Annotated in this window: 21 protein-coding genes; 5 read left to right on the forward strand and 16 right to left on the reverse strand. The window is 68.1% G+C overall.

What is annotated here, in order from left to right; all coding sequences use genetic code 11:
• Positions 1-51: 51 nt before the first annotated feature.
• The 5 genes from AMYHA_RS16805 to AMYHA_RS16825 form a co-directional block, all read right to left on the reverse strand.
• Positions 52-627 carry a hypothetical protein gene (locus tag AMYHA_RS16805; protein WP_034272440.1) on the reverse strand — a complete coding sequence of 192 codons (576 nt, stop codon included), beginning with the start codon at positions 625-627 and terminating at the stop codon, positions 52-54.
• The gene (locus AMYHA_RS16810; RefSeq protein ID WP_157362181.1) at positions 624-1,283 is read right to left on the reverse strand and encodes a hypothetical protein; all 660 of its coding nucleotides are present in this window, start codon (positions 1,281-1,283) and stop codon (positions 624-626) included. Before AMYHA_RS16810 ends, AMYHA_RS16805 begins: the two co-directional genes overlap by 4 nt.
• A complete protein-coding gene (locus AMYHA_RS16815; RefSeq protein WP_034272444.1) occupies positions 1,280-2,623 on the reverse strand; it encodes a putative T7SS-secreted protein in 1,344 nt (447 codons plus the stop codon). Before AMYHA_RS16815 ends, AMYHA_RS16810 begins: the two co-directional genes overlap by 4 nt.
• A complete protein-coding gene (locus AMYHA_RS16820; protein WP_034272447.1) occupies positions 2,620-2,982 on the reverse strand; it encodes a hypothetical protein in 363 nt (120 codons plus the stop codon). Before AMYHA_RS16820 ends, AMYHA_RS16815 begins: the two co-directional genes overlap by 4 nt.
• A 181-nt stretch (positions 2,983-3,163) precedes the next feature.
• Positions 3,164-4,069 (reverse strand): alpha/beta hydrolase, encoded by a 906-nt coding sequence (locus AMYHA_RS16825; protein ID WP_034272449.1) that lies wholly within the window; start codon positions 4,067-4,069, stop codon positions 3,164-3,166.
• A 54-nt stretch (positions 4,070-4,123) separates the two neighbouring features.
• Here AMYHA_RS16825 and AMYHA_RS25920 point away from each other — a divergent pair, with 54 nt between their 5' ends.
• The gene (locus tag AMYHA_RS25920) at positions 4,124-4,744 is read left to right on the forward strand and encodes a TetR/AcrR family transcriptional regulator (protein ID WP_051400011.1); all 621 of its coding nucleotides are present in this window, start codon (positions 4,124-4,126) and stop codon (positions 4,742-4,744) included.
• A 9-nt stretch (positions 4,745-4,753) separates the two neighbouring features.
• Positions 4,754-5,263 (forward strand): mycothiol transferase, encoded by a 510-nt coding sequence (locus AMYHA_RS16835; RefSeq protein ID WP_196776916.1) that lies wholly within the window; start codon positions 4,754-4,756, stop codon positions 5,261-5,263.
• Between the two features lie 103 nt (positions 5,264-5,366).
• Here AMYHA_RS16835 and AMYHA_RS16840 read toward each other — a convergent pair whose 3' ends face one another.
• The 10 genes from AMYHA_RS16840 to AMYHA_RS16885 form a co-directional block, all read right to left on the reverse strand.
• Positions 5,367-7,277 carry a Xaa-Pro dipeptidyl-peptidase gene (locus tag AMYHA_RS16840; RefSeq protein WP_034272451.1) on the reverse strand — a complete coding sequence of 637 codons (1,911 nt, stop codon included), beginning with the start codon at positions 7,275-7,277 and terminating at the stop codon, positions 5,367-5,369.
• A 330-nt stretch (positions 7,278-7,607) separates the two neighbouring features.
• Complete coding sequence (gene thpR / locus AMYHA_RS16845) at positions 7,608-8,135, reverse strand: RNA 2',3'-cyclic phosphodiesterase (protein WP_034272454.1); 528 nt, start codon at positions 8,133-8,135, stop codon at positions 7,608-7,610.
• Between the two features lies 1 nt (position 8,136).
• Positions 8,137-8,619, reverse strand: a complete 483-nt coding sequence (locus AMYHA_RS16850) for a helix-turn-helix domain-containing protein (protein ID WP_034272456.1) — start codon at positions 8,617-8,619, stop codon at positions 8,137-8,139.
• 102 nt (positions 8,620-8,721) lie between these two features.
• Complete coding sequence (locus AMYHA_RS16855) at positions 8,722-9,699, reverse strand: bifunctional riboflavin kinase/FAD synthetase (RefSeq protein ID WP_051400012.1); 978 nt, start codon at positions 9,697-9,699, stop codon at positions 8,722-8,724.
• 77 nt (positions 9,700-9,776) lie between these two features.
• Positions 9,777-10,688, reverse strand: a complete 912-nt coding sequence (truB, locus tag AMYHA_RS16860) for a tRNA pseudouridine(55) synthase TruB (protein WP_034272460.1) — start codon at positions 10,686-10,688, stop codon at positions 9,777-9,779.
• A 20-nt stretch (positions 10,689-10,708) separates the two neighbouring features.
• A complete protein-coding gene (locus tag AMYHA_RS16865) occupies positions 10,709-11,626 on the reverse strand; it encodes a hypothetical protein (RefSeq protein WP_157362183.1) in 918 nt (305 codons plus the stop codon).
• A gap of 101 nt (positions 11,627-11,727) precedes the next feature.
• Positions 11,728-12,369 carry a GTP-binding protein gene (locus AMYHA_RS16870; protein WP_084037325.1) on the reverse strand — a complete coding sequence of 214 codons (642 nt, stop codon included), beginning with the start codon at positions 12,367-12,369 and terminating at the stop codon, positions 11,728-11,730.
• Positions 12,350-12,724, reverse strand: a complete 375-nt coding sequence (locus AMYHA_RS16875) for a DUF742 domain-containing protein (protein ID WP_034272469.1) — start codon at positions 12,722-12,724, stop codon at positions 12,350-12,352. The genes AMYHA_RS16870 and AMYHA_RS16875 overlap by 20 nt, the downstream gene beginning before the upstream one ends.
• Positions 12,725-12,732: 8 nt before the next feature.
• Entirely contained in the window at positions 12,733-13,161 is a 429-nt protein-coding gene (locus AMYHA_RS16880; RefSeq protein WP_034272472.1) for a roadblock/LC7 domain-containing protein, read from the reverse strand.
• 13 nt (positions 13,162-13,174) lie between these two features.
• On the reverse strand, positions 13,175-15,565 hold the full coding sequence (locus AMYHA_RS16885) for a sensor histidine kinase (RefSeq protein WP_034272475.1): 2,391 nt from the start codon (positions 15,563-15,565) through the stop codon (positions 13,175-13,177).
• 452 nt (positions 15,566-16,017) lie between these two features.
• Between AMYHA_RS16885 and AMYHA_RS16890 the strand changes: the two genes are divergently transcribed.
• Genes AMYHA_RS16890 through AMYHA_RS16900 form a run of 3 tightly spaced genes read left to right on the forward strand, consistent with a single transcriptional unit; the run spans position 16,018 to position 20,814 of the window.
• Entirely contained in the window at positions 16,018-16,470 is a 453-nt protein-coding gene (locus AMYHA_RS16890) for a (2Fe-2S)-binding protein (RefSeq protein WP_034272477.1), read from the forward strand.
• On the forward strand, positions 16,467-18,650 hold the full coding sequence (locus AMYHA_RS16895; protein WP_084037326.1) for a molybdopterin cofactor-binding domain-containing protein: 2,184 nt from the start codon (positions 16,467-16,469) through the stop codon (positions 18,648-18,650). Before AMYHA_RS16890 ends, AMYHA_RS16895 begins: the two co-directional genes overlap by 4 nt.
• Positions 18,651-18,666: 16 nt before the next feature.
• Positions 18,667-20,814: a xanthine dehydrogenase family protein molybdopterin-binding subunit gene (locus tag AMYHA_RS16900; protein WP_084037327.1), complete on the forward strand. Its 2,148-nt coding sequence runs from the start codon at positions 18,667-18,669 to the stop codon at positions 20,812-20,814.
• 69 nt (positions 20,815-20,883) lie between these two features.
• On the opposite strand, the gene AMYHA_RS27095 is transcribed toward AMYHA_RS16900, so the two are convergent.
• The gene (locus AMYHA_RS27095) at positions 20,884-21,051 is read right to left on the reverse strand and encodes a hypothetical protein (protein ID WP_157362185.1); all 168 of its coding nucleotides are present in this window, start codon (positions 21,049-21,051) and stop codon (positions 20,884-20,886) included.
• Between the last annotated feature and the right edge of the window lie 223 nt (positions 21,052-21,274).

Consider the following 21,274-nt stretch of genomic DNA (forward strand, 5'->3'; position numbering starts at 1 on the left):
CGTCGATCGAGAGAATGTGGCGCCAGCCAGGAGCCTCAGGTACGCCGTCGGCTACGGTCGGCCGTTCGACGTCCGGACGTGGTCGCGTTCCGACTCGCTGATCGACATCTCGACCTTCGCGTCGTCCGGCCAGGTCAGCGACGCGTCGAGCGGCTTCAGTTTCGGCCGGGCCGGACCGGATGCGTACCAGATGATGCGCGGCTCCGCGCCATCCGTGGCGCTGACGATCGCCGCGTGCGAGTGGGACCAGCAGATCCACAGCGACCGATCGGCCGTCTGGAGGGTATCGGCGAGCCGCACCGCCTCGGACCCTTCCGCGCCTGTCACTACGACACGGCCGGAGTTGCGCGCCCGCTTGGGCACCTGGATGCCCCAGTCGTCGAGCACGCCGAGAACGACGACCACTGGGAACGCGACGATCGCGTAGACGCCGACGGCGAGGTACTGCAGTGCGCGGAGGAACCCGTTCGAGTGCAGCGGTTTCCCGTTCCGTTTCCGGCCGCTGACGTAGTAGACGACGGCGCCGCGCGGAAACGCCAGCACCGCCGCCTTCTCGCGCCACTGGCTGCTCAGGCGTTGCCTGACTGCTTCGCGGGTCGGGTTCAGCGCCGTGTTCGATCCGGTCATGACGATGCGGCCCCTAACGGCTCCCACTCGAAGGTGTCGAAGATGTCCAGCCCGACCGTGCACACCCGCTCCCAGTCCTGGAAACTATTCGTGGTCACGGTGACGACGCCGATCGCCGTGCCGTCCGGATCGGGCACCCAGGCCGTGAGTTGGCGGGTCAGTACCGGGAACGGGTACTCCCCAACGACGACCTGGTCCTGCTTCTCGCTCACGCTCGCGACCGCGGGGCCGATGGGAAGGCGCAGGTCGTGGACCGAGATCCCGGCGTCGGCGGCGAGGCCGTGACGGAGGTTGGCGACGGCATCGGCCGGGTGGCTGTGGTCGGACGGCGCGACGTACCCGGTCAGGAGGATCATGATCGGTCGGGTCGGGTCGTCCGGCGACAGGTAGTACGCGATCGCGGCGTAGTCCAGCCCTTGGCGACCGGCGGCGAGTCCGAGACCGGCGAAGACGGCGGCGGTCGCCTGCGCGTTCTCGTCGTCGGCCGACAACCCGAAAATGCCGCCGATGTCCCCGGTGAACGACGTGGCGGCGTCGGCACCCGCCATGTCAGACACCTCGATCGGCAGGCCGTGGAAACCGTCTGGCAGTCCGAGGTTGAAGCCGCGCTCGGCGACAGGGAGCGGTTCGGCTGGGTCGGTGTCGATGCTCATCATGACCCTCTCGCTGCTAACGCGTTCTGGAACCCGTCGACCGCCTTGCCCGCGTGTTCCTTCACGGTGTTCTCCGCTTCGGCGAGATACGGCTCGGCTTCCCACTTCGCGACCTGCATCGCGCCCTTCTCCGCCGCGAGCACGCCCGCTCCGGTCGCGACGGCGGCCCCGCTCTGCGCAGTGTGTGCCATCTTCGCACCATCCCCGATGAGCTTGGTGCCGCTCTCGAACGAGTTGACCGCGAGCTTCGACACGTCGTCCGGGTTCTTGCCGAGTAGCTTCGCCCCGCCTTCGATGACCGTGTTCGCGAGGTTCGCGCGGCTGCCTACCATCTGCGCACCGGCACGGCTGATGGTCTTACCAGCGGCGTTCACCCCGCTGGCCAGTCTGGCGCCGTCATCGGCGAACTGCGCGGCCGTCCGGCCCGCCCGCATCGCCTTCGGCAACACCCGCGCGGCCCCGAGCGCGCCCTTGGCTGCGCCACCGCCGGGGATCATGCCCACGGCGTCGAACGCCATCTTCGACCACGACACGTCCGCCCCAGCCGCCTTGGCGAGACCGTGCGCGGCCAGCGCCGCGCCGTTGACACCGATCGCGGCGGCCGCGGTGACCGCGTTGACGCCGGGAATCCACGCCGTCGCCACGGCGACCACGCTGAGCACGGTGCCAATGGTCGACAAGACGTCACCGATCTTGGCGATGACGTCGGCGTGTTCCTCGACGAAGTCCCATGCTTTGCTGAGCGCGTCCCCGATCTCGTCGAGCAGTCCGGGTTCTTCCGGCGCTTCGTCCTTGGCTCTGCGCAGCTTGGCGGCGACGTCGCTGGCGAGTTCCGCGTGTTGTTCCAGCAGTCGGCGAGCGTCCTCGCGGAACGACTCCAGCGACTCCTGCGCGCTGGCGAGCCGTTGCTCCGCCGCGCGCAGCGCTGCCGTGGCCTGCTCCAGTGCCGCCGGATCGCTGAACATCTGCCCGGCTAGTTGCAAATCCGGATTGGATTCCGCGGCCTTGACCTCGCGCATCGCGTCGGCAGCCAGCCGCTCGTACTCGGCGGCCTTACGCTGCAGGCTGCTGAGATCCTGCGACCACAGCGAGAGCGTGTCCGACGCCCCGCTGAGCGACTTGTTCGCCTTCTCGAGGTAGTCCGGCAGCTCGTTCACCTTCGCGGCGAACGCCGCCGCGCCCTCGCCCTGCCAAATCCCGCCAGACTTGCCGATGTTCGTGAGATCCGTGAACGCCGCGCCGATCTCCCGGGCCACGGTGCCGAGGTTGTCGGCGACCTCGGTGACCTTCGCGACATTGCCCGGTGCGGGGTCGAAACCCAGGGTCGGATAGCTGCCGCTCATGCCTTCCCCTCCAGCCTGCGGGTGATGTCCGAATCACCGGACTGTCCGCCGCCACCCGAGAGCTCACTGGCCATCTGGCCGAGCGCCGACTTGGCGCCGCCGTCGATCTCGGCGTACAGATCGCGGGCCTTCCGCAAGCCGTCGGTCAGGCTGGTACTGAACTGGATGATCTTCTCGATGCCGTGTTCCCAGCGATCCTGGAACTCACCAGCGGAGCCGTCGATCTCGTCGCTGCCCATGTCGGAAGGGGAGAGATCCTTCAGGGCGTTGTTCGCCCTTGTCATGCGGTCGCCAGCATCCTCTAGCGTGGACACCAGGCCGCCGACCTGGTGGATGTCGATCTGGAATCCCCAAGACACCGTTCCTCCCTCACCTCGATCGCATCGACACTCTTGCGGCTCCCCAACAATAGGCGCAACCGGGACGCACCGAACGGGCCACCGGCCGGGCGGACGATCACGTCTCAGACGATGCCGCATTCGTCGCATCACGCTTTCTGCGCCCGTAGCCGACCGGACTCGCAACGCCGCGGCCAGCCCTTCACCTCGCGTCGAGCAGTGCGTGGCGGACGGCGCGCAACGCCTGGGCGAGCTGCGTGACGCCAGGTTCCTCGACCGGAAAATGTCCGCACCCCTCCAGCAGCACCAGCGATGCCGGTCCCGCGATGCGTTCGAGAAAGCGGATGCTCAGTTCCGGCGGTGTCCACGTGTCGAGTGCCGGATGCACCAAGGTGACCGGTGCGGCATCGAACGTCTCCGGCCGGGTGTGCCGGAACGTCAAGTAACTGGCGAGCAGGCCGATCGGAACTCGGGTGCCGCCTCCCTTCGGGTCGGTGGCACACAGCCGCGACAGCGCGGGGTTAGCGCTCATCGCGTGCATCTTGACCAGCCATGTGATCGGCACCCTGATGTTCCCGGCGACGCGATCGAGCGGGCGCAGGACGGTCGGCCCATACCGCCCGGCGACACGGAACCGTGCTGCGGCCGTGCGGGCGTCGGCGTCTGCCGGATCGAGCAGGCACGTCGCGACGACGGCGTCGGCCAGCCGGGTGCGGGCCGCCACCTCGTACGCCAGCATCCCTCCCATGCTCGCGCCGAACAGCACAAGCGGGCGATCGTCGCGACGACGTTCGGCAACGACGAGGTCGCACAGCAGGTCCAGCCACGTCTCATAGCGCACCCGCGCCGGATCAGGCTCGACCGTGTCGCCGTACAGCGGCAGGTCCGGGAATGCCAGCTCGAAGCCGTCCCCTGCGACGAGCGAAGCGAGCGGCCACAACGCGCCGGAGTAACCACCGGCACCGTGAATGCCGAGCACACGGACATCGGCGGACGCGTTGCTCGAACGCGCGATATGGACACGCCTGCCACGCCAGTCCCACCACGTCGACTGCGGCCGACTCCAGCTGGCTAGTGGCAGGAACGACGCGTAGTTTTCGCTGTTCACAGGCATAATCGTGGCCAGCGCCAAGGACCGTTGGCAACTCGCGTTAGGAGCGTCGTGGCCAGACCCCGCAAAACGCCGTCCCAGCAGCGGTCGCGCTTCACCTACGACATCATTCTCGAAGCGGCTGCTCGCGTTTTCGACCGCGAGGGCCTGGCGGCGACGACCAACCGGATCGCCGAGGCCGCAGGCGTGTCGATCGGATCGCTGTATCAGTACTTCCCGAACAAACACGCGATCCTGCACGAACTCGCGCTGCGACACCTCGACCACGCCGAAGCCGAGTTCACGGCCGCGCTCCAGCGCTTTCGGGACACCCGACCGAGCCTGGAGTCGGTGGTAACCGAACTCGTCGAACTCGCCGTCCGGGAGAACACACCGTTCGCCCAGGCACATCGATTGCTGCGCGAGCACGCACCCCGCACGCCGGAACTGACGGAGCGATTCGAGCGCCTGACGACCCTGCTCGTCGACGGCTTGCCCGACGTGCTCACGTCGCTGGGAGAAGACCGTGACGAGCTGCGGCTCCGGGTCCGGCTGGCCATCGCCGCGCTCGACGGGCAGATACACCAGATCGTGCTCGACACGGACACTCCAGAAGAACGCGATGCTCGGACGGCGTTGGCCGTTGAGCACTGCCTGCGCGCGCTCACTGCTCATCACGACCCGCAGCGGTAACGTCGAATCATGACTAGTGCTGAGCTGCTGACGGATGCGTTCGACAGGGTGCGAGACGTCGTCCACGGTGCCGTCGACGGACTCAGCCCGGACCAGCTCGCATACCGGCTCGACGACGACACCAACTCGATCGCCTGGCTTATCTGGCACCTCACCCGGGTACAGGATGATCACGTCTCCGACCTCGCGGGAACCGAGCAGGCCTGGACCGAACACGGCTGGGCGGAGCGGTTCGGCCTGCCCTTCGACGACGCCGACACCGGATACGGACACAGCAGCGAGCAGGTCGCCGCAGCGCGAGTCGAGTCCGCTGACCTGCTGACCGACTATCACGATGCCGTGTACGAGCAGACGATCGCCTACATCAGCACGCTAAGCGATGACGATCTGCCGCGCATCATCGACCAGTCGTGGGATCCGCCTGTCACGCTCGGTGTGCGGTTGATCAGTGTCATCGCGGACGACCTGCAACACGCTGGCCAGGCGGAGTTCATTCGCGGCATTCTCGAACGCCGCTGAGACCGGGCGCGGTGAGACTAGCCGCCTTTCGCCTCGATATCGTGCGTCTTCCCGGCACGCGCCGGAAAAGCACGACCTCGCGCACCGAGCCGGAGCGCGCTGGTCAGCCCCGCGCGTCGAACCGGAGCGCGGACGCACCCCCAACGACCGGGAGGGACACGCTGCTCCAGCGCGGCGTCACGGATAGCTCCGTCCCCGGCTTCGGCCGCAGGGTGTAGCGCTGGTCCGTAGACACCACGACGAGCCCGATCCGGCTGCCCGCGTCGAAGACATAGTCCTCGGCCTGCATGTCCCAGCGGAACGTGTAGTCCCTGCCCTGATGCATCGGCACGCTGACGTGGTCGGCGAAGCGGTTCTGCGGGTCCATCCAGCCCCGCGTCACCATCACCGGCTCCCGGTCACTGCCGGCGGGCCCGTAATCGACCAGCACAGCGGTCAGGTTCGCGGCGTATCGGTTGTCCACCGACGCCCGCAGCGACACCCGCGGCGTCCCGCTCACGTGGACGTCGTTCGCGAGCGGTTGCGAGACGTAGGCAAGCCGGTTCGGGTGTGCGGTGTCCGGATCGGGCACCAACTCTGTGTCGGTGTCCAGCTCACGGCCCCGGTCGACGAAGCTCTGCTCCGGCGCGTCGACGTCCCGCCGCGTGCCAAGGCTGCCCGGATCGGCGGCGTTGGAGGCACCGAGATGCAGCCGCGCCTGCGTCGCACCTGGCGCGGGCCAGGAGTCGTACTGGTCATACGTGCCGTCCGGCCGCCGCACCTTCGCCGTCGGCTCGTCCATGATCCCGTTGTCGACGCCGAACAGCCAGTGGTCCATCCACCGGTTCAGCGTGTGCCGGAACATGTCGAAGTCCGGTGGCCAGCGGTGTCCACCCGAGTGCAGCCAGATCTTGCGCGGCACGTCGTTCGCGGCGAGGCGCTCCCACCACGGCGCGAACGCGTTGGTCATCACGTTGTAGTCCTCAAGCCCGTGCACGAGGAACACGCTCGCGTTCACCCGATGTGCCCGGGGCTGGTAGTTCCGCTGACGCCAGAACGCGTTGTAGTCGCCGGTCTCCCGGTCCTGTTCGCGCCGCAGCTCCTCGATCACGTCCGCGCATGTGTCCGCGCGCTTCTGTCCCTGGGTGAAGATCGCCAGCACGTCGGTGTCTTCGCCCTGGTAGGCGTTCTCCCCCACACCCGACTCGGACGAGTGTGGTGCTCGCACCACACCGTTGGCGCGGTAGTAGTCGTACCAGTTCGAGATCGCCGCGATCGGCGCGATCGTACGTAGCCCGTCGACTCCGGTGGTAGCCACCATATTCGGCAACGTGCCGTTGTACGAGACGCCCATCATGCCGACGTCGCCGGTCGTCCAGTCCGCTTCGACCGGATCGCCGTCCGCGGTCCACGCCTTCGCACGGCCGTTCAGCCAATCGATGATCGCCTTCGTGCCCTGCGTTTCCTGCCGGTCACCGATTGTCGGGCAGCCATCGGAGAACCCGGTGCCGACGCTCTCGCCGAGCACGACCGCGTAGCCACGCGGCACCCAGTAGTCGTCGAGCCACCCCGGCAGGTCCGGTACCGGCCTCGGCTGCCCGGACTGTGCCGACATCGTCTGGGAGTCCGCCGTCCCGCTCTGCCCCGGCCGGATACTCTCCTGCGGCAACTCGTCGACGTCGACGTCGTGGTTCGGGGCACCGTTGATGTCGTACCGATATGGACTGTGCTCAAAGATCACCGGCACCTTGATGCCGTCCGACTCGGTCTCGCCCGGCCGTGACAGCTTGAGGCGCACCCGGTCGCGCTTGCCGTCGCCGTCACTGTCCACTGTGGTCTCGACGAAGATGGTCTCTTCGATCGCGTTGTCGCGGGAGAACTGCGGTTGACTCACTCCGTTCTCGGTCTTCAGCCACGACGGCGGTGTCGGGGCGTCGTCCGCGGATCGCTTGTCCGCCGATGCCACTGGTGCGATGGTGACGACCATGGTGGTGGCCGCGACCAGCGCGAGGAATGCTCGTCGGAACTGGCGCATGTGGACCTCCGTCTGCCTTGTGGGCGCACGCGAGCCACGGCAGGTTAGCGGTGGTACTCGGCGTGGCGGGACCGACTTTCGTCGTGAACTCGGGCGAATTGACATCCGGGAACGCACGTCCGGGAGCGCATCGAGACGTCTAGCGCACGCGAGTTGATCAGCTTCCCCTGTCCAAGCACCAACAGGCTCGGTCAAAACGGACAAGATGTGGTCATAGCCCAGGGGGAGTTGATCGACTCCGAGAGCGCCCGGACGGCAGGGCGGCGAGACGGGAGTGGCGAGCGGCGGTGCGGGTGCGGACTGGCGCCCGCTCCGGCCGGCCGGGCGGGCTTACCCCGCTAGCGGCGCGCGGTACTCGACGGTGTACGTCGGGCCGTGGCGGTCTCGGACGCTGCTCATCAGCACGACCTCGTCCGCCTGCCAGCGCTGACTGCGGTAGTCGGCCAGCGCAGCCGCGATGCGGCGCGCGGGGCGCTGCGCCGAGCGCCGCTTCCAGCGAGCCAGCGTCAGGTGCGGGTGGAACGGTTTCGTGTCGGCGTCGACGGGACCCCGCAGCGCGTCCGCCAACGCCCCTAGCTCCTCGACGTCGCCTTCGACACCGGCCCATAGCACCCCGGAGAACGTGCCCGCACCGGCGAAGCCAAGCCGTAGCGACGGATGTCCGCGCACCTGCTCGGCCACGAACCGTGTCCGTTCCTCCAGGTCAGCCTCGCCGTAGAACGCCAGCGTCATATGCCATAGCGACCGGCCGGACCACCGCAGCGGCGAATCCGCCGACCGCACCTCCAGCCGTTCCAGCTCGACGTCCAGGGCGTCGAGCACGTCGGGCGGCGGCACGATCGCGGCGAACAGGCGCATCTCAGGTCGCGCTCTTGCCCGCCCTGCGAAGCAGATCGGCGATGGCGGGGAAGTCATTGTCCAGCCGAGCCGCCGCGTCGACCAGGTTCTCGTTCTCCGCGACGTCGCGCAGCGCGGCGAGCAGCGTCTGCTCATCGACACCGGGGTGGACCGGCACCGTGTCCCTGCCGACCGTCGGGTTGGACTCCTTGACGTCCTGCATCGCGGCGTCGATCGCCTCCTGGTCCCCCGAGGCGACACCGGGTGTGAGGATCTTGCGCTCCAGCATGATCAGCCGGGCGAGCACGGCAGGGTTCCCGATCTTCGCGCGGCGCCCGCTCATCACCTGGCTGAGCATCGGCGCGCTGATCCCGAGAACATCAGCGAGGAATGCCTGCGAGACGTCGAATGCGACCACAAGCCTGCGCACCCGGTCGCCCAGTGGTTCCCCATACCACTGGCGCTGCAGCTCGATGTTCTTCTGGATGCTGTTGTTGTCTTCCACGCCTGCACTCCCCTATTGGCCGCGACGACATACCCAGATACTGCATCCTGCCGCATCAGCTCGTTCGCCGGGCGGAAACGTCTCACCCGTTCGCACACGCACTCACGCGGATCCGAGGATCACTCGCGTCTGCTGGACGTCATCGCCGATCTGATCGACCAGTTCCTCGATTGAGGAGTACCGCACCATGTCACGCAGACGGGCGACGAAGTCGAGCGACGCGTGCTGGCCGTAGAAGTCCTCGTCGACGTCGAGCACGAACGCCTCCACGCTGCGTTCTCTCCCCGAGAACGTCGGGTTGCTGCCGACCGACACCGCCGCCTTCAACCGCTCGCCGGGACGTCCCGAGCTGCTGAACCAGCAGCTATACACCCCGTCGGCAGGTACGGCGGCGTAGCGCGGGATCGACAGGTTCGCCGTCGGAAACCCCAAGTCCTGACCGCGCCCGTCGCCGCGCACGATGATCCCTTCCAGCCGGTGCGGCCTGCCCAACGCGGCGGCCGCGGCCTCGACGTCACCAGCGTCGATGCAGGACCGCACGTACGTCGACGAGTAGGTGATCTCGCCTTCCACCGTCTGACCAGCGGCATGCCCGCCCTTGACCGACGCCCCCTGCAGCTCGGCGCCGTGCACGACGTAGCCGAACCGGGTGCCCAGCTCCCGCAGCAACGCGACATCGCCCGCCGCCTTCGCGCCGAAGGTGAAGTTCTCGCCGACCAGCACCACGGCAGCGTGCAGCTTGTCGACCAGGATCTCGTGCACGAACTCGTGCGCGGTGACCTTGGACAGTTCCAGCGTGAACGGCAGCACGGCGAAGACGTCGACGCCCAGCTCCTCGATCAGCTCCGCTTTGCGACGCAACGTGGTCAACTGCGCGGGATGACTCCCCGGCCGGAGCACCTCGGACGGGTGCGGGTCGAACGTGAGCACCACGCTTGGCAGTCCCCGCTCGCGGGCGACCTCGACGGTGCGGCGGATCAGCTCCTGATGTCCGCGGTGCACACCGTCGAACACGCCGATCGTCACGACACAGCGGCCCCAGTTACCGGGCAGGTCTTCCAGTCCTCGCCAACGCAGCACACGCAGAGCGTAACCGTTCCACCGGAGTCGCTGGTCGGACGCCCAGCGGAATGATGCCGCCGTGTCGGGTTAGCCGTTCAGGCGGGAGCCAGGACGACGAGGTACTTCGCGTGGCCGCCCTGGTCGGTGGCGATCGCGAGCGCGTCGCCTTCGGTATCGACGATGCCGTAGGTGCCCGCGATGCCCGCGGCAGGGGTGCGCTGGCCGTATCGCACCGCCCGCGCGGTGGCGGCATCCACCGTGTGGGTGGGGAACGCGGTGGTCACGGCCTCGTCGAGAGTGAGCGACAGGTTCGGATCCTGCTCCAGCTGCTCCAGCGTGCGGGCCTTGGCCAGCCCGAACGGCCCGACCTCGGTGCGCCGCAGCGCCGTGAGGTGGCCGCCGACGCCAAGCGCAGCGCCGAGGTCGCGGGCGAGCGCGCGAACGTAGGTACCTGACGAGCAGTCGACGAGCGCGTCGATCTCCAGCCGTGGCTCGGTGCGCAGCGCGAGCCGGTCGAACCGGTGCACGGTGACCGGCCGGGCGTCAAGCTCCACCCGCTCACCCGCGCGCACTCGGGCGTACGCACGCTCGCCATTGACCTTGACCGCGCTCACCGCGCTGGGGACCTGCTGGATGTCGCCGGTCAACTCGGCGATCGCCTTGTCAATGTCGGCCTCGGTGACCGCGGTGAGCGCGTCCGGGGCGGCTTCGGTGAGGACGTCACCTTCGGCGTCGTCGGTGGTGGTCGACGCGCCGAGGGCGATGGTGGTCAGGTAGCTCTTGCGATCGAGCGAGAGGTGTCCGAGCAGCTTCGTCGCCCGCTCGACACCGACTACCAGCACGCCAGTGGCCATCGGATCGAGTGTTCCCGCGTGGCCGACCTTGCGGGTGCCCATGATCCGGCGCATCCGCGCCACGACGTCGTGCGAGGTCATCCCGTCCGGCTTGTCGACGATCACCAGGCCGGGCGGCGGGGCGGGTTTGTTGCTGCGTTGCTTGCGTGACACGCCGTGCAGGCTATCGGGCGTCAGTCGAGGTGGTGCTTGCCGCTGCGGGCGGGCTCGCCCACGACGTCCGGCGGTGGCCAGGCGTCCCGATAGGCCTCGGCGTAGGGGTCGGCTGGCTGCCGCACCGCCGTCCGCTCGACGGGGCGGCGGCCGTCGCGCTGGGCGGGACGGCCGTCGCGCCGGTCGGCGGGGTACCGCTCGCGGCGCTGCGCGGGGGGACGCTGCGGGCGGTCGGCCGGACGCCCCTCACGGCGGGGCTGTACCGGACGCTCGGCCGCGGGTCGCGCGGCGGGCGGGCGCTGGGCGTCCACCGAACGTCGTTCCACCGGATTACGCGGCATCGGATGGTGCGGGCGCTCGGGCGGATGCCACTCCGATGGACGCCGGGGTGGTGGACCAGCCGCGGGCGGCATTCCGGGCGGCACGGCGGGTGGCGCTCCCGATGGCCGGGGCGGCGGCCCAGCGGCGCGCCGGGGCACCAGCGGCACCGCGGGCAAACCGTCGCGCAACTCGAAGACCTCGGTGTCCTCCCAGCAGTCGCACGGACCGTCGTGGTGAGCGACCTGGCGAGGCGTGCAGCACACCGGCTCTGGCTCGACCAGATCCGGCTCATCGGCTGGCCACCCAGTGACGTCGGACGGCTCGTCGTCCATCCGCCTCGCCGCGGCGCGCTCGTCGCCTGCTCGCCTCACCGCCGCCCGCTCACCGGTGTCGCGCAGCGCGGCCCGCTCCCCGGTCGATTCGGCGTCGGCAGAACGGCGCGAGCGCCGCTCTTCTCGACCCGGCACCTTGATCGCCTCGTGGTAGTACGTCGCGCTCATTCGCTCAGCGATCCGCGTACGACGCCGATCTCTGATCTTGCTGGTCAGAACCCACCACAGGCAGCCGAGCACCGGCGCGCAGGCCAGCGCGATCACCAAGAGGAAAAACCAGTTCATGTCGACCATGATCAGCTCGATTCGGGGGACGGCTCGGGGCGGCCGCGTGCCCAGTATGGCGGAAGGTGACAGCCGACACGCCGGGAGGACTACGTAACCGGCTACGTAGCTGCGCTTGACCTGGCCTGTTGCGCAGGCACGCTGTCGGCGAGCCGCGATGTGGCCATCACGTGCTCCATCAGCTTGACCAGCAGTTCCTTAGTGGAATCCCGCTCGCGGGCATCGCACAGGATCACCGGAACGAATGAATCTATGTCGAGGGCGGCGCGAATCTCGTCGACGTCGTACAACTGATCGCCGTCGAAGCAGTTCACCCCGACGACGAACGGAAGCTGCCGCTGCTCGAAATAGTCGATCGCGGCGAAGCACGCGTCGAGACGTCGAGTGTCGACCAGCACGATCGCGCCGAGCGCGCCGCGCGCCAGTTCGTCCCACATGAACCAGAACCGGTCCTGGCCCGGTGTGCCGAACAGGTACAGCACCAGCTCGGGATTGATCGTGATGCGACCGAAGTCCATCGCGACCGTGGTGGTCGACTTGTCCTCGATGCCGCTGACGTCATCGACGCCGTTGCTCAGCTCGGTAATCAGTTCCTCGGTGCGTAGCGGCACGATCTCGCTGACCGCCGAAACCAGGGTCGTCTTGCCGACCCCGAACCCGCCGGAGATCAGCACCTTCACCGCGATGGCATCGATCGCGGGGCCCGCGACGGGGCTTGATGGGTTAGAGCTTGCGGATACCATCGAGAACCTTCTGCATCGTGTCCATATCCGGTGTGTTGCGCACCGGCTGCCAGCCGGTCCGGTAGATGACGTAGTTGCGCTCGATGAGGTCGGCGAGCATCACCTTGACGACGCACAGCGGCAGGTCGATCTTCGCGGCGACCTCGGCGACCGACAGCGGGTGCTCGCAAACCCAGAGCACATCCGCGTACTCCGGCTCGACGATCCGTTCGTGCACCGCGGGCTGCACCGACACAACAAGAGTGACAAGATCAAGGCCGTACCGGTCGTCCTGCGTCCTGCCGCGCGTCAGCGCGTACGGCCGGACCAACGGGCCTGCCGCGTCGTCGAACCAGACCTCGCCTCTACTCGCCATCGGCGTTCTCATGACGCCTTCGCGTCGACCCGCTCGCCCTTGGGATTGCGCGGCATCGCCGCGAGCGCGGCGCCGACCCGTTTGACGAGCAGGTTCATCTCGTAGGCCACCAGACCGAGGTCGGCCTCCGACTCGGTGAACAGGGCGAGACACGCACCTCTGCCAGCGGCCATGACCAGCAGGTATCCATGCTCCATCTCGACCATCGTCTGCCGCACCTCGCCGAAGCCGAAGTGCCGCCCGGTGCCGCGCGACAGGCTCTGATACGCCGAGGCGACCGCGGACAGGTGCTCGGCGTCGGCCCTCGTCAGGCTCTGCGAACGGGCCATCAGCAATCCGTCCGCCGAAAGCACGACCGCCCTGTCCACGTCGACGACACGCTCGATGACGTCGTCCAGTAACCAGTCAAGATCGGTCGACCGCGATGTGACCGTCATGTGTTCACCTCTCTCAGTTGTGCCCGTTGAGGCTGACTTCCGTGGTGCGGCCACGAAGGTTTCCCTGTTGGAGCGCCGCCATCACGCTGCGCGTGCGCTCGGCGTCCATCAGGTCGTCCGCCGGGTCAGGGGCGTCGGCTTCCTGCCCGCCGTCCGCCAGTTGCGGCGCGAGGTTCGCCTGCCGTTTGCGCTGTGGCAGCGGCGGCTTGCCGCCCGGTTGCCGCGCGCCGGTCGCTCCAGCGCCGGTCGAGCTCGCGGGCCGCCCGGGTGGCGCGGATTTCTCGGACTGGGCAGGCTGCGCGGGCGGCGCCTCCTGGCTCTCCGGCTTGTCGAAGACGACCGTGCGCCAGGACGAGCCGATCGGGGGCAGGTCGGTAACCGTCGGCAGGCCGTTGTCTGGGTTGGGCAGCGTGCCTTCGTGGCGCGGCTCCTGCCCGTCACCGGCACCGTCGTCCGGCATGCCGGTGCCGCTCACCATCGGCGGCTCGTGCGGGGTGGTCTCCTGCGCGATCAGGTCGGTCGGCACCAGCACGATCGCCGTGGTACCGCCGTAGATCGACTCCCGCAGTGTGATCTTGATGCCGTGCCGCGACGCCAGCCGCGCCACCACGAACAGCCCGACGCGCGACTCGGTCGACAACGCCATGACGCTGAAGTCCGGCGGCTTGCGTAGCATCGTGTTGAACTTGTCGAGCTGCTCCTTCTCCATACCGAGGCCCTGGTCCTCGACCTCGATCACCACGCCGCGCCCGACGGCGTTGCCGCGCACCTCGACCTTGGACTGCGGCGGCGAGAACGCGGTGGCGTTGTCGATCAGCTCGGCGAGCAGGTGCGCGAGGTCGGCGACGACCTTGCCGTCCATCAACGTGTCCGGAATGGACACCGACCCGACCCTGGTGTAGTGCTCGGTCTCGGAGACGGCACTGCGCACCACTTCCCGCAGGGAGACCGGGTTGCGCCACTGCCTTCCCGGCTGTTCGCCGCCCAGGATGATCAAGTTCTCCGCATTGCGCCTGCTGCGGGTGGCGAGGTGGTCGAGCTGGAACAGCAACTGCAGCTGGTCGGGGTCGTCCTCGGAGCGTTCCACCGAGTCGAGCACCTTGAGCTGCCGGTGCACGATCACCTGAGTGCGGTGAGCGATGTTGAGGAACACCGAACCAACACCCCTGCGGGTCTCCGATTCCTGCACCGCGGCGGAGATGGCGGTCTGCTGCGCCTTGTTGAACGCGCTGGCGACCTGGCCGATCTCATCGACGCCGAAGTCCAGCCATGGAATCTGGTATTCGACGTCGACCCGGTCGCCCTGCCGCAGCCGCTCGACGATGCCGGGCAACTCGCGGTTGGACAGGTCGAGGGTTTCCTCCCGCAGCCGGGTGAGCCGCTCGATCAACCCGCGAGAGAGCCGCAGCGCGATCACCATCGCCGCGAGCGCGGCGGCCAGGATGCCCGCCCCGGCGAGCGCCGAGGTCAGCAGCGTCGCGTTCCCGCTGGCGGCACCGATATCGGCGGCGTGCGAGGAGTGCGCGATGTAGAGCCGCAGCAGCGCTTCCGACAGGGTGCTCGCGGCGTTCTCCCATTCCGCGACGTCGAAGCTGGGCTCGTGTTTGCCAGGCCCCTTCGCCATGATGTCGTTGTCGCCGCCGGTGAGCGTCGCCCACGCGTCGGTCTCCTGCAGGGCCGCGTACTGCTCCTGCTCAGCGGGGGTCAACCGCGACTCGATGAGGTTGATGATCTCGTGGTAGGTGCCCATCTGGTGGGCCAGCTCGTGGTAGACGGACGAGCTGAGCCCGCGGGACATCGCCAGCCCCACCAGCACGTGTGAGCGCGACTGCGCCTCGACCGAGCGGAACAGGTCGTAGCTGATCATCTGTTCGAAGGCGACCTCGGCGTCGCTCGCCGACTGGGCGACGCCCTGAATGCCCGCCCCGACCCGTTCGACCAGCTCGCCGTAGAACTCGTAGGCCTCGAGCGGTGTGGTGTCCCTGGTATTGATCTGGTCCCGCATGCTGGGCAGTGCCCGCGCCTCGGTGGCGAGGTCATTGAACGCCGCGCGGACGCTTCCTGGCCCGCTCGCGGCAAGCCGCTCTCCCGCGCTATAGACGTCGTCCAGTGCGACGTCGACCTCACGGCGCTGGCGCTGCAGGTCACCGACGTCGACTTTCCCCGTGGTCAGCAGCAAGACGGAAAGCCTGCGCTCCTCCTGCAGTTCGGCGACGAACCGCGCGGTCGGCTTGAGCGACCCCCTGACGTCCTCGGCGAACTCCTTCGCATGCAGCCCCTTGTTGATCAAGTAGCCGGACACCGCCGCACCGACGATGAGCAGCGCGATGCTCGGGATCAGCGCGATCGCGAGCACTTTGGCTTTGATCGTCCGCGAACCCGCGCCTTGAAATGTTCGGAGCATGGTGATCCGTCCAGATTCTCATTTCACGATGGAGCACTACAGCGCCATTAGACCGGCGCCGCTACGGGTGTTGGTTCTATTTGCGAGCGGTGACGCTACGGCCGCTCATTGCCGCCGTCAATAATGCGTCGAGAGAATTACGCCAAATGGCGTCACCCAGCAAGATCGAATATTGGCAATGCATTCCGTGATCGATCGATCACCTGGCAGTGAGCAGCGCTCACCTGCGCTTATAGCAAGGATAAAATAGTCCGAACAGAGTATGGACCCGGTCAATATCCGTCCTTAGAGTGTCGCTTCCAGGGCCCGAAAACCATTTGTCAAGCGACCACAGGCGCACCCGTACGTATTCCTACGTACGCGACTACGTAGGAATACGTAAGAATTCGCGCGCCCACTCGATAAGACGCACAGATTAAATTGATCGACAACACCTAAGGAGCACGAGAAAAGTGCCCACATACAAGCTTTTCGTCAATGGCGAGCACGTCAGCGTCGACGCGCCGGCCGACATGCCGCTGCTGTGGGTGTTGCGGGACCTGCTCGGCATCACCGGACCCAAGTACGGCTGCGGCATCGGCGCGTGCCGGGCCTGCACCAGCCACCTCAACGGCAAGGAGATCCAACCCTGCGTCGTGCCGATCGCCGACTGCGCCAACAAGCACATCACCACCATCGAGGGGCTCGCGGATGGCGAAACGTTGCACCCGGTACAGCAGGCGTGGCTGGAGGAGGACGTGCCGCAATGCGGCTTCTGCCAGCCAGGTCAGATCATGGCCACCGCCGCGCTGCTGAAGACCAACAAGAACCCGTCGGATGCCGACATCGACGCGATCGCCAACGTCTGCCGCTGCGGCACCTACTGCCGCATCCGGAAGGCGATCAAGAAGGCGGCGCAGGCATGACCGAGCGCGCCACTGCCGATAAGCACACCGACACCAACGCTGGCACCACTCGCAGACGGTTCGTGACCTTCCTCATCGCGGCACCGACCCTGACGGTCGCGGGCCGGTGGCTCGGCGAAGGAACGGCGCGCGCGCAAATCGCCAATGTCTCTACCCCGGAAGTCGACCTGGCGGCGGCACTACAGCCCGAGGTCGACGCGGTCAGCCCACTGATGCGGTTACGCGTGACCGAGGACAACCGCGTGGTCTTCGAAGCGCCGCGCGCGGAAGTGGGCCAAGGTATCAGCACCGCGGTGGCCATGCTGATCGCCGAGGACATCGACGCGCGGCTGGTCGACGTCGATATGCCGCATTCGAACGCACGGCCCGAGCTCGGTGCCGCGCAACTGACCGGCGCGTCAACGACGATGCGCAACATGTGGGGACCGGCACGCCGGCTGGCAGCCGACGCCCGTGCCAGGCTCGTCACGGCCGCGGCGGAGCGCTGGGGCCTGAACGCCGACAGCCTCACCACGCGCGACACCCACGTGTTCGCGCCGGACGGCAGGAGCACCAGCTACGGCTCACTCGCCGTCGACGCGAGCAAGGTCGCCGTGCCGGCGGTGTCACCGTTGCCCAAACCGGTGTCCGAACACACCCTGGTCGGCACGCCGACGCCGCGGATCGATGGCAAGGAGCTCATCACCGGCAGGGCAACCTACACGCTCGACGTCGACGTCCCGGGCGCGCTGCCGACGGTCGTCGCCCGCCCGCCCACGATCGGCGGCACGGTGACCGCGATCGACAACGCCGCACAGGTACGCGCCATGCCGGGTGTGGTCGCGGTAGTGGAGATCCCGACCGGTGTCGCGGTCGTCGCGACCACCTTCCACCACGCTCAGCAGGCACGCGCCGCCTTGTCGGTGTCCTGGGGGCCGGGACCGATCGCGGACCTGTCCGATGCCGACATCCGCGGCCGCCTCCAGAACGCGACCGACCCGCTCCTCGCGCCGTCCTTGCTGCAGTCCACCGTTGACGGCGAGTTTGATTTCGCCTTCGTCAACCACGGTCCGGTGGAGACCAACTGCGCGATCGCGGATGTACGCGCGGATTCCGCCGAGGTCTGGGTTGCCAGCAAGATCCCGCCGATCGCGCAAACCGTCGTGGCCACGGGCATCGGACTGCCGCAGAACGCCGTCACCGTGCACCCCATCCGGGGCGGTGGTTCCTTCGGCCGCAAGTTGTACCCGGACGCCGCGCTCGAAGCCGCCCGGATCTCCCAACGGATCGGCGATCCCGTCAAGCTGCTGTGGACCCGCGATGACGACGTCAAGCATGGCAGAATGCGCCCCGCGAGCCACCACAAGATGCGGTTCCTGCTGACCGGCGACATCGTGGACAGCTTCGAGAACCGCAGCGCGGCCGTTCAGCTCGACATGGACGTCACCCCATTCAGCGTGGTGATCGACACGAGCATCGAGCTGCCGACGTCCGGTGCGAGTTTCTACCACGCCACTCAGGCGACGCCGTACAAGTTCGGCACGACAACCAAGACCCTCAACGAGGTCCAGCTCGACGTGCCGACAGCGTTCTGGCGGTCGGTGTACTCCGGTCACAACCGGGCCGCCGAAGAGATCATGGTCGACCGGTTGGCCAGTCGGCTGCGCAAGGACCCGATGCGGTTCCGCATCGACATGGCAAGCAACGCCGATGCCGTCGAGGTGCTCCGCCAGCTCAAGTCACGCGGCAACTGGGGTCGATCGCTGCCGTCCGGCTGGGCACAAGGCGTCGGCTTCCACACCGAGTACAACGCCCACATCGGATGTCTTGCCGAGATCGACGCGACCAATCCCGACGCACCACGGGTGATGCGGACGGTCATCGTCGTTGACATGGGCCTGGTGGTGAACCCGGCAGGCGCCGAGGCTCAGTTCCAGGGCAGCGTCATCGACGGCATCGCCACGATCCTGCTGGCGGGCAACCACATCACGAACGGCGCCGTCGTGGAGAGCAGCTACGCCGACTTCACGTGGGCCAAGCAGGCGAGCTCACCGCTCGAGTTCGAGGCGCACTTCCTCAACACCGGCCGGGAAACCGGCGGTGCGGGCGAGTTGGCGGTTCCCGCTGCAGCCGCCGCCGTGGCCAACGCCTACGCACGGGCGACGGGCACCTTCCCTTCCCAATTCCCGATCAACTTCTGACCCGGAGGAACCAGGCATGAGTACTGGTACAAGCGCAGTGGGTCGCCGTCGTTTCATCACGTTCCTCGTCGCCGCGCCCACGCTGACCATCGCGGCCCGCCTCGGCATCGACGTCACCGCTGACGCCCCCGCCATGGCAGCGGGCCGCCCCACCACGACGAGCAGCGAACCCACCACGGAGGCCGACCTCGGCACCACGTACGTCCTGCGGGTGACCAGCGATAACCGGATCATCTTCGAATCCCCCAAGGCCGACGTCGGCCAGGGCATCAGCACCGCGCTGGCGATGCTGATCGCCGAGGACCTGGACGCGCGGCTCACCGACGTGCACTCCGAACTCGCCGACGCCGACAACCTGCCCGGCCAGTCCGTCGGCGGGTCCCGCTCGATCCGCGACGCCTACGACCCGGTCAGGGAGATGGCGGCGCAGGCCCGCGCCCGGCTGGTCACGGCGGCCGCGCGCCGCTGGGGAGTCGCCGCCGACACACTCACCACCCGCGACACCGCCGTGCACGCCCCGGACGGCAGGAGCGAGACCTACGGCGCGCTCGCCGCCGACGCCGCGAGCGTCACCAGCCCCGATGTCGCCACCACCCCGAAACCGATCAGCGAGCACACCATCATCGGCACCCCGGCCTCGCAGCAGGAAGGCCGCGCGATCGTCACCGGCGCGATGCGATTCAGCCTGGACGTCGCGGTGGACGGTGCGCTGCCCACCGTCGTCGCCCGGCCGCCGACCATCTACGGCACGGTCGAGTCCGTCGACGCATCCGACACGGAGGCGATGTCCGGCGTGGTCGCGGTGACCACCATTCCCACCGGCGTCGCCGTCACCGCACGTACCTTCCACGAGGCACAGCGTGGGCGTGAGGCGCTGCGGGTGACCTGGGGTCCTGGCCCGGTCGACGATGTTTCGGACAGCACCGTCAACGAACGGCTGGCACAAGCCATCCCGCCGTTCGCCGACCCGCCGCTACTGTCGGACCACGTCGATGGCCGGTTCGAGTTCGCCTTCGTCAACCACGCCCCGATGGAGACCAACGCTGCCACCGCCGACGTCCGGCCGAACTCCGCCGTCGTCTGGTCGTCCACCAAGGTGCCCAACGGCACCAGGCGCCAGGTCGCCGAGGCGATCGGGCTGCCGGAGGACGCCGTGACGGTCCACGTCACGCGCGGCGGCGGCTCGTTCGGCCGCCGATTGAGCTCGGAAGCGCAAATCGAGGCCGCACTGGTGTCACAGGCGCTGGGCAGGCCCGTCAAGGTGATGTGGACCCGCGACGACGACACCCAGCACGGCAGAATGCGCCCGGCGAGCATGCACCGGATGCGCATCACCTACCTCGCGGGCGAGATGGTAAGCTTCGAGAACCTCAGCTCCGCGGTGCAACTGGACTTCGGGCTGAGCCCGGTCATCATCGGCATCGACCCCGGTGCGCTGGGCTACCCCTCGATCGGCTCCGCGTTCTTCGCACTCACCCAGCACACGCCGTACGCGCTGGGCACGGAGACCAAGGAGCTGAACGAGGTGCCCTTCGAGTTCCCCACCGCGACCTGGCGTTCGGTGTACTCCGGGCACAACCGGGCCGCCGAGGAGCTGATGATGGACCGGCTGGCGAGCAAGCTGGGCAAAGACCCGCTCGGGTTGCGGATTGCGCTGGCCAACGACCAGCCGGCCAAAGCGCTGCTGCGACGCCTGCGCTCCGAAAGCGCGTGGGGCACCGCCCTGCCCGCGGGCTGGGCGCAGGGCATCGGCTACCACGAGGAGTACGACGGCAGGGCGGGCTGCGTCGTGACGATCGACGCGACCGATCCCGCCGCTCCCCGGGTCACGTCCGCGCTGGTGGCGGCGGACATGGGCATCCCGGTCAACCCGATGGGTCTGGAAGCGCAGTTCATGGGCAGCGTCATGGACGGCATCGCGAGCATCCTGCGTGCGGGCAACCACATCGACTCGGGGAGTGTGCGGGAGTCCAGCTTCGCCGACTTCCTGTGGCCTCGGCAGCGGCACGCGCCGACGAACTTCCGGCTCGTGCTCATGCCGACGACCGGGACGAGCATCGCCGGTGCGGGCGAGATCGCGATTCCCGCTGCAGCTGCCGCCGTGGCGAGCGCCTACGGACGCGCGACCGGCACTCAGCCGTGGCGGTTCCCGCTCAATTTCTAGGGGATCGGCCTCGGAGGGCGCGGGACGGCTGGAGTCCGGTCTCCGCCACGCCAGATCGGGTCGGGGGCGTCAGCGACGACGCCCCCGACCCGGCACCTGAACAACCGCGTCCGTACCGCCCTGCCTGGCGTGCTCGCGTCGACGTAGCTCACCGAGCCAGCAGGCGAGTAGCCACCACACGGTGCCGACTACGGTCGCCGCGAGTGGGGCCAGCGCGAGGGTCTCGGACACGGACATGCCCCGAGAATGCCCCGGGACGACCGAGAAAACTTCCGGATTAACCCGTAACTCGCTACGTATCTACTCGTTGTCCTTTCTGGAGTTAGTCTGCCCGATAGGCCATTTGGCCTATTGACCTGGTCAGATTCGCGGCTTAACTTTTCGGCACCATGGTGCGAAGGATCCCCGACCCGCGACCGCGGTCTTCGTCTCTTCCCGTCGAAGCTGCCAGCTTCGTCGG

The sequence above is a fragment of the Haloechinothrix halophila YIM 93223 genome (assembly GCF_000504245.1).
Lineage (GTDB): Bacteria > Actinomycetota > Actinomycetes > Mycobacteriales > Pseudonocardiaceae > Haloechinothrix_A > Haloechinothrix_A halophila.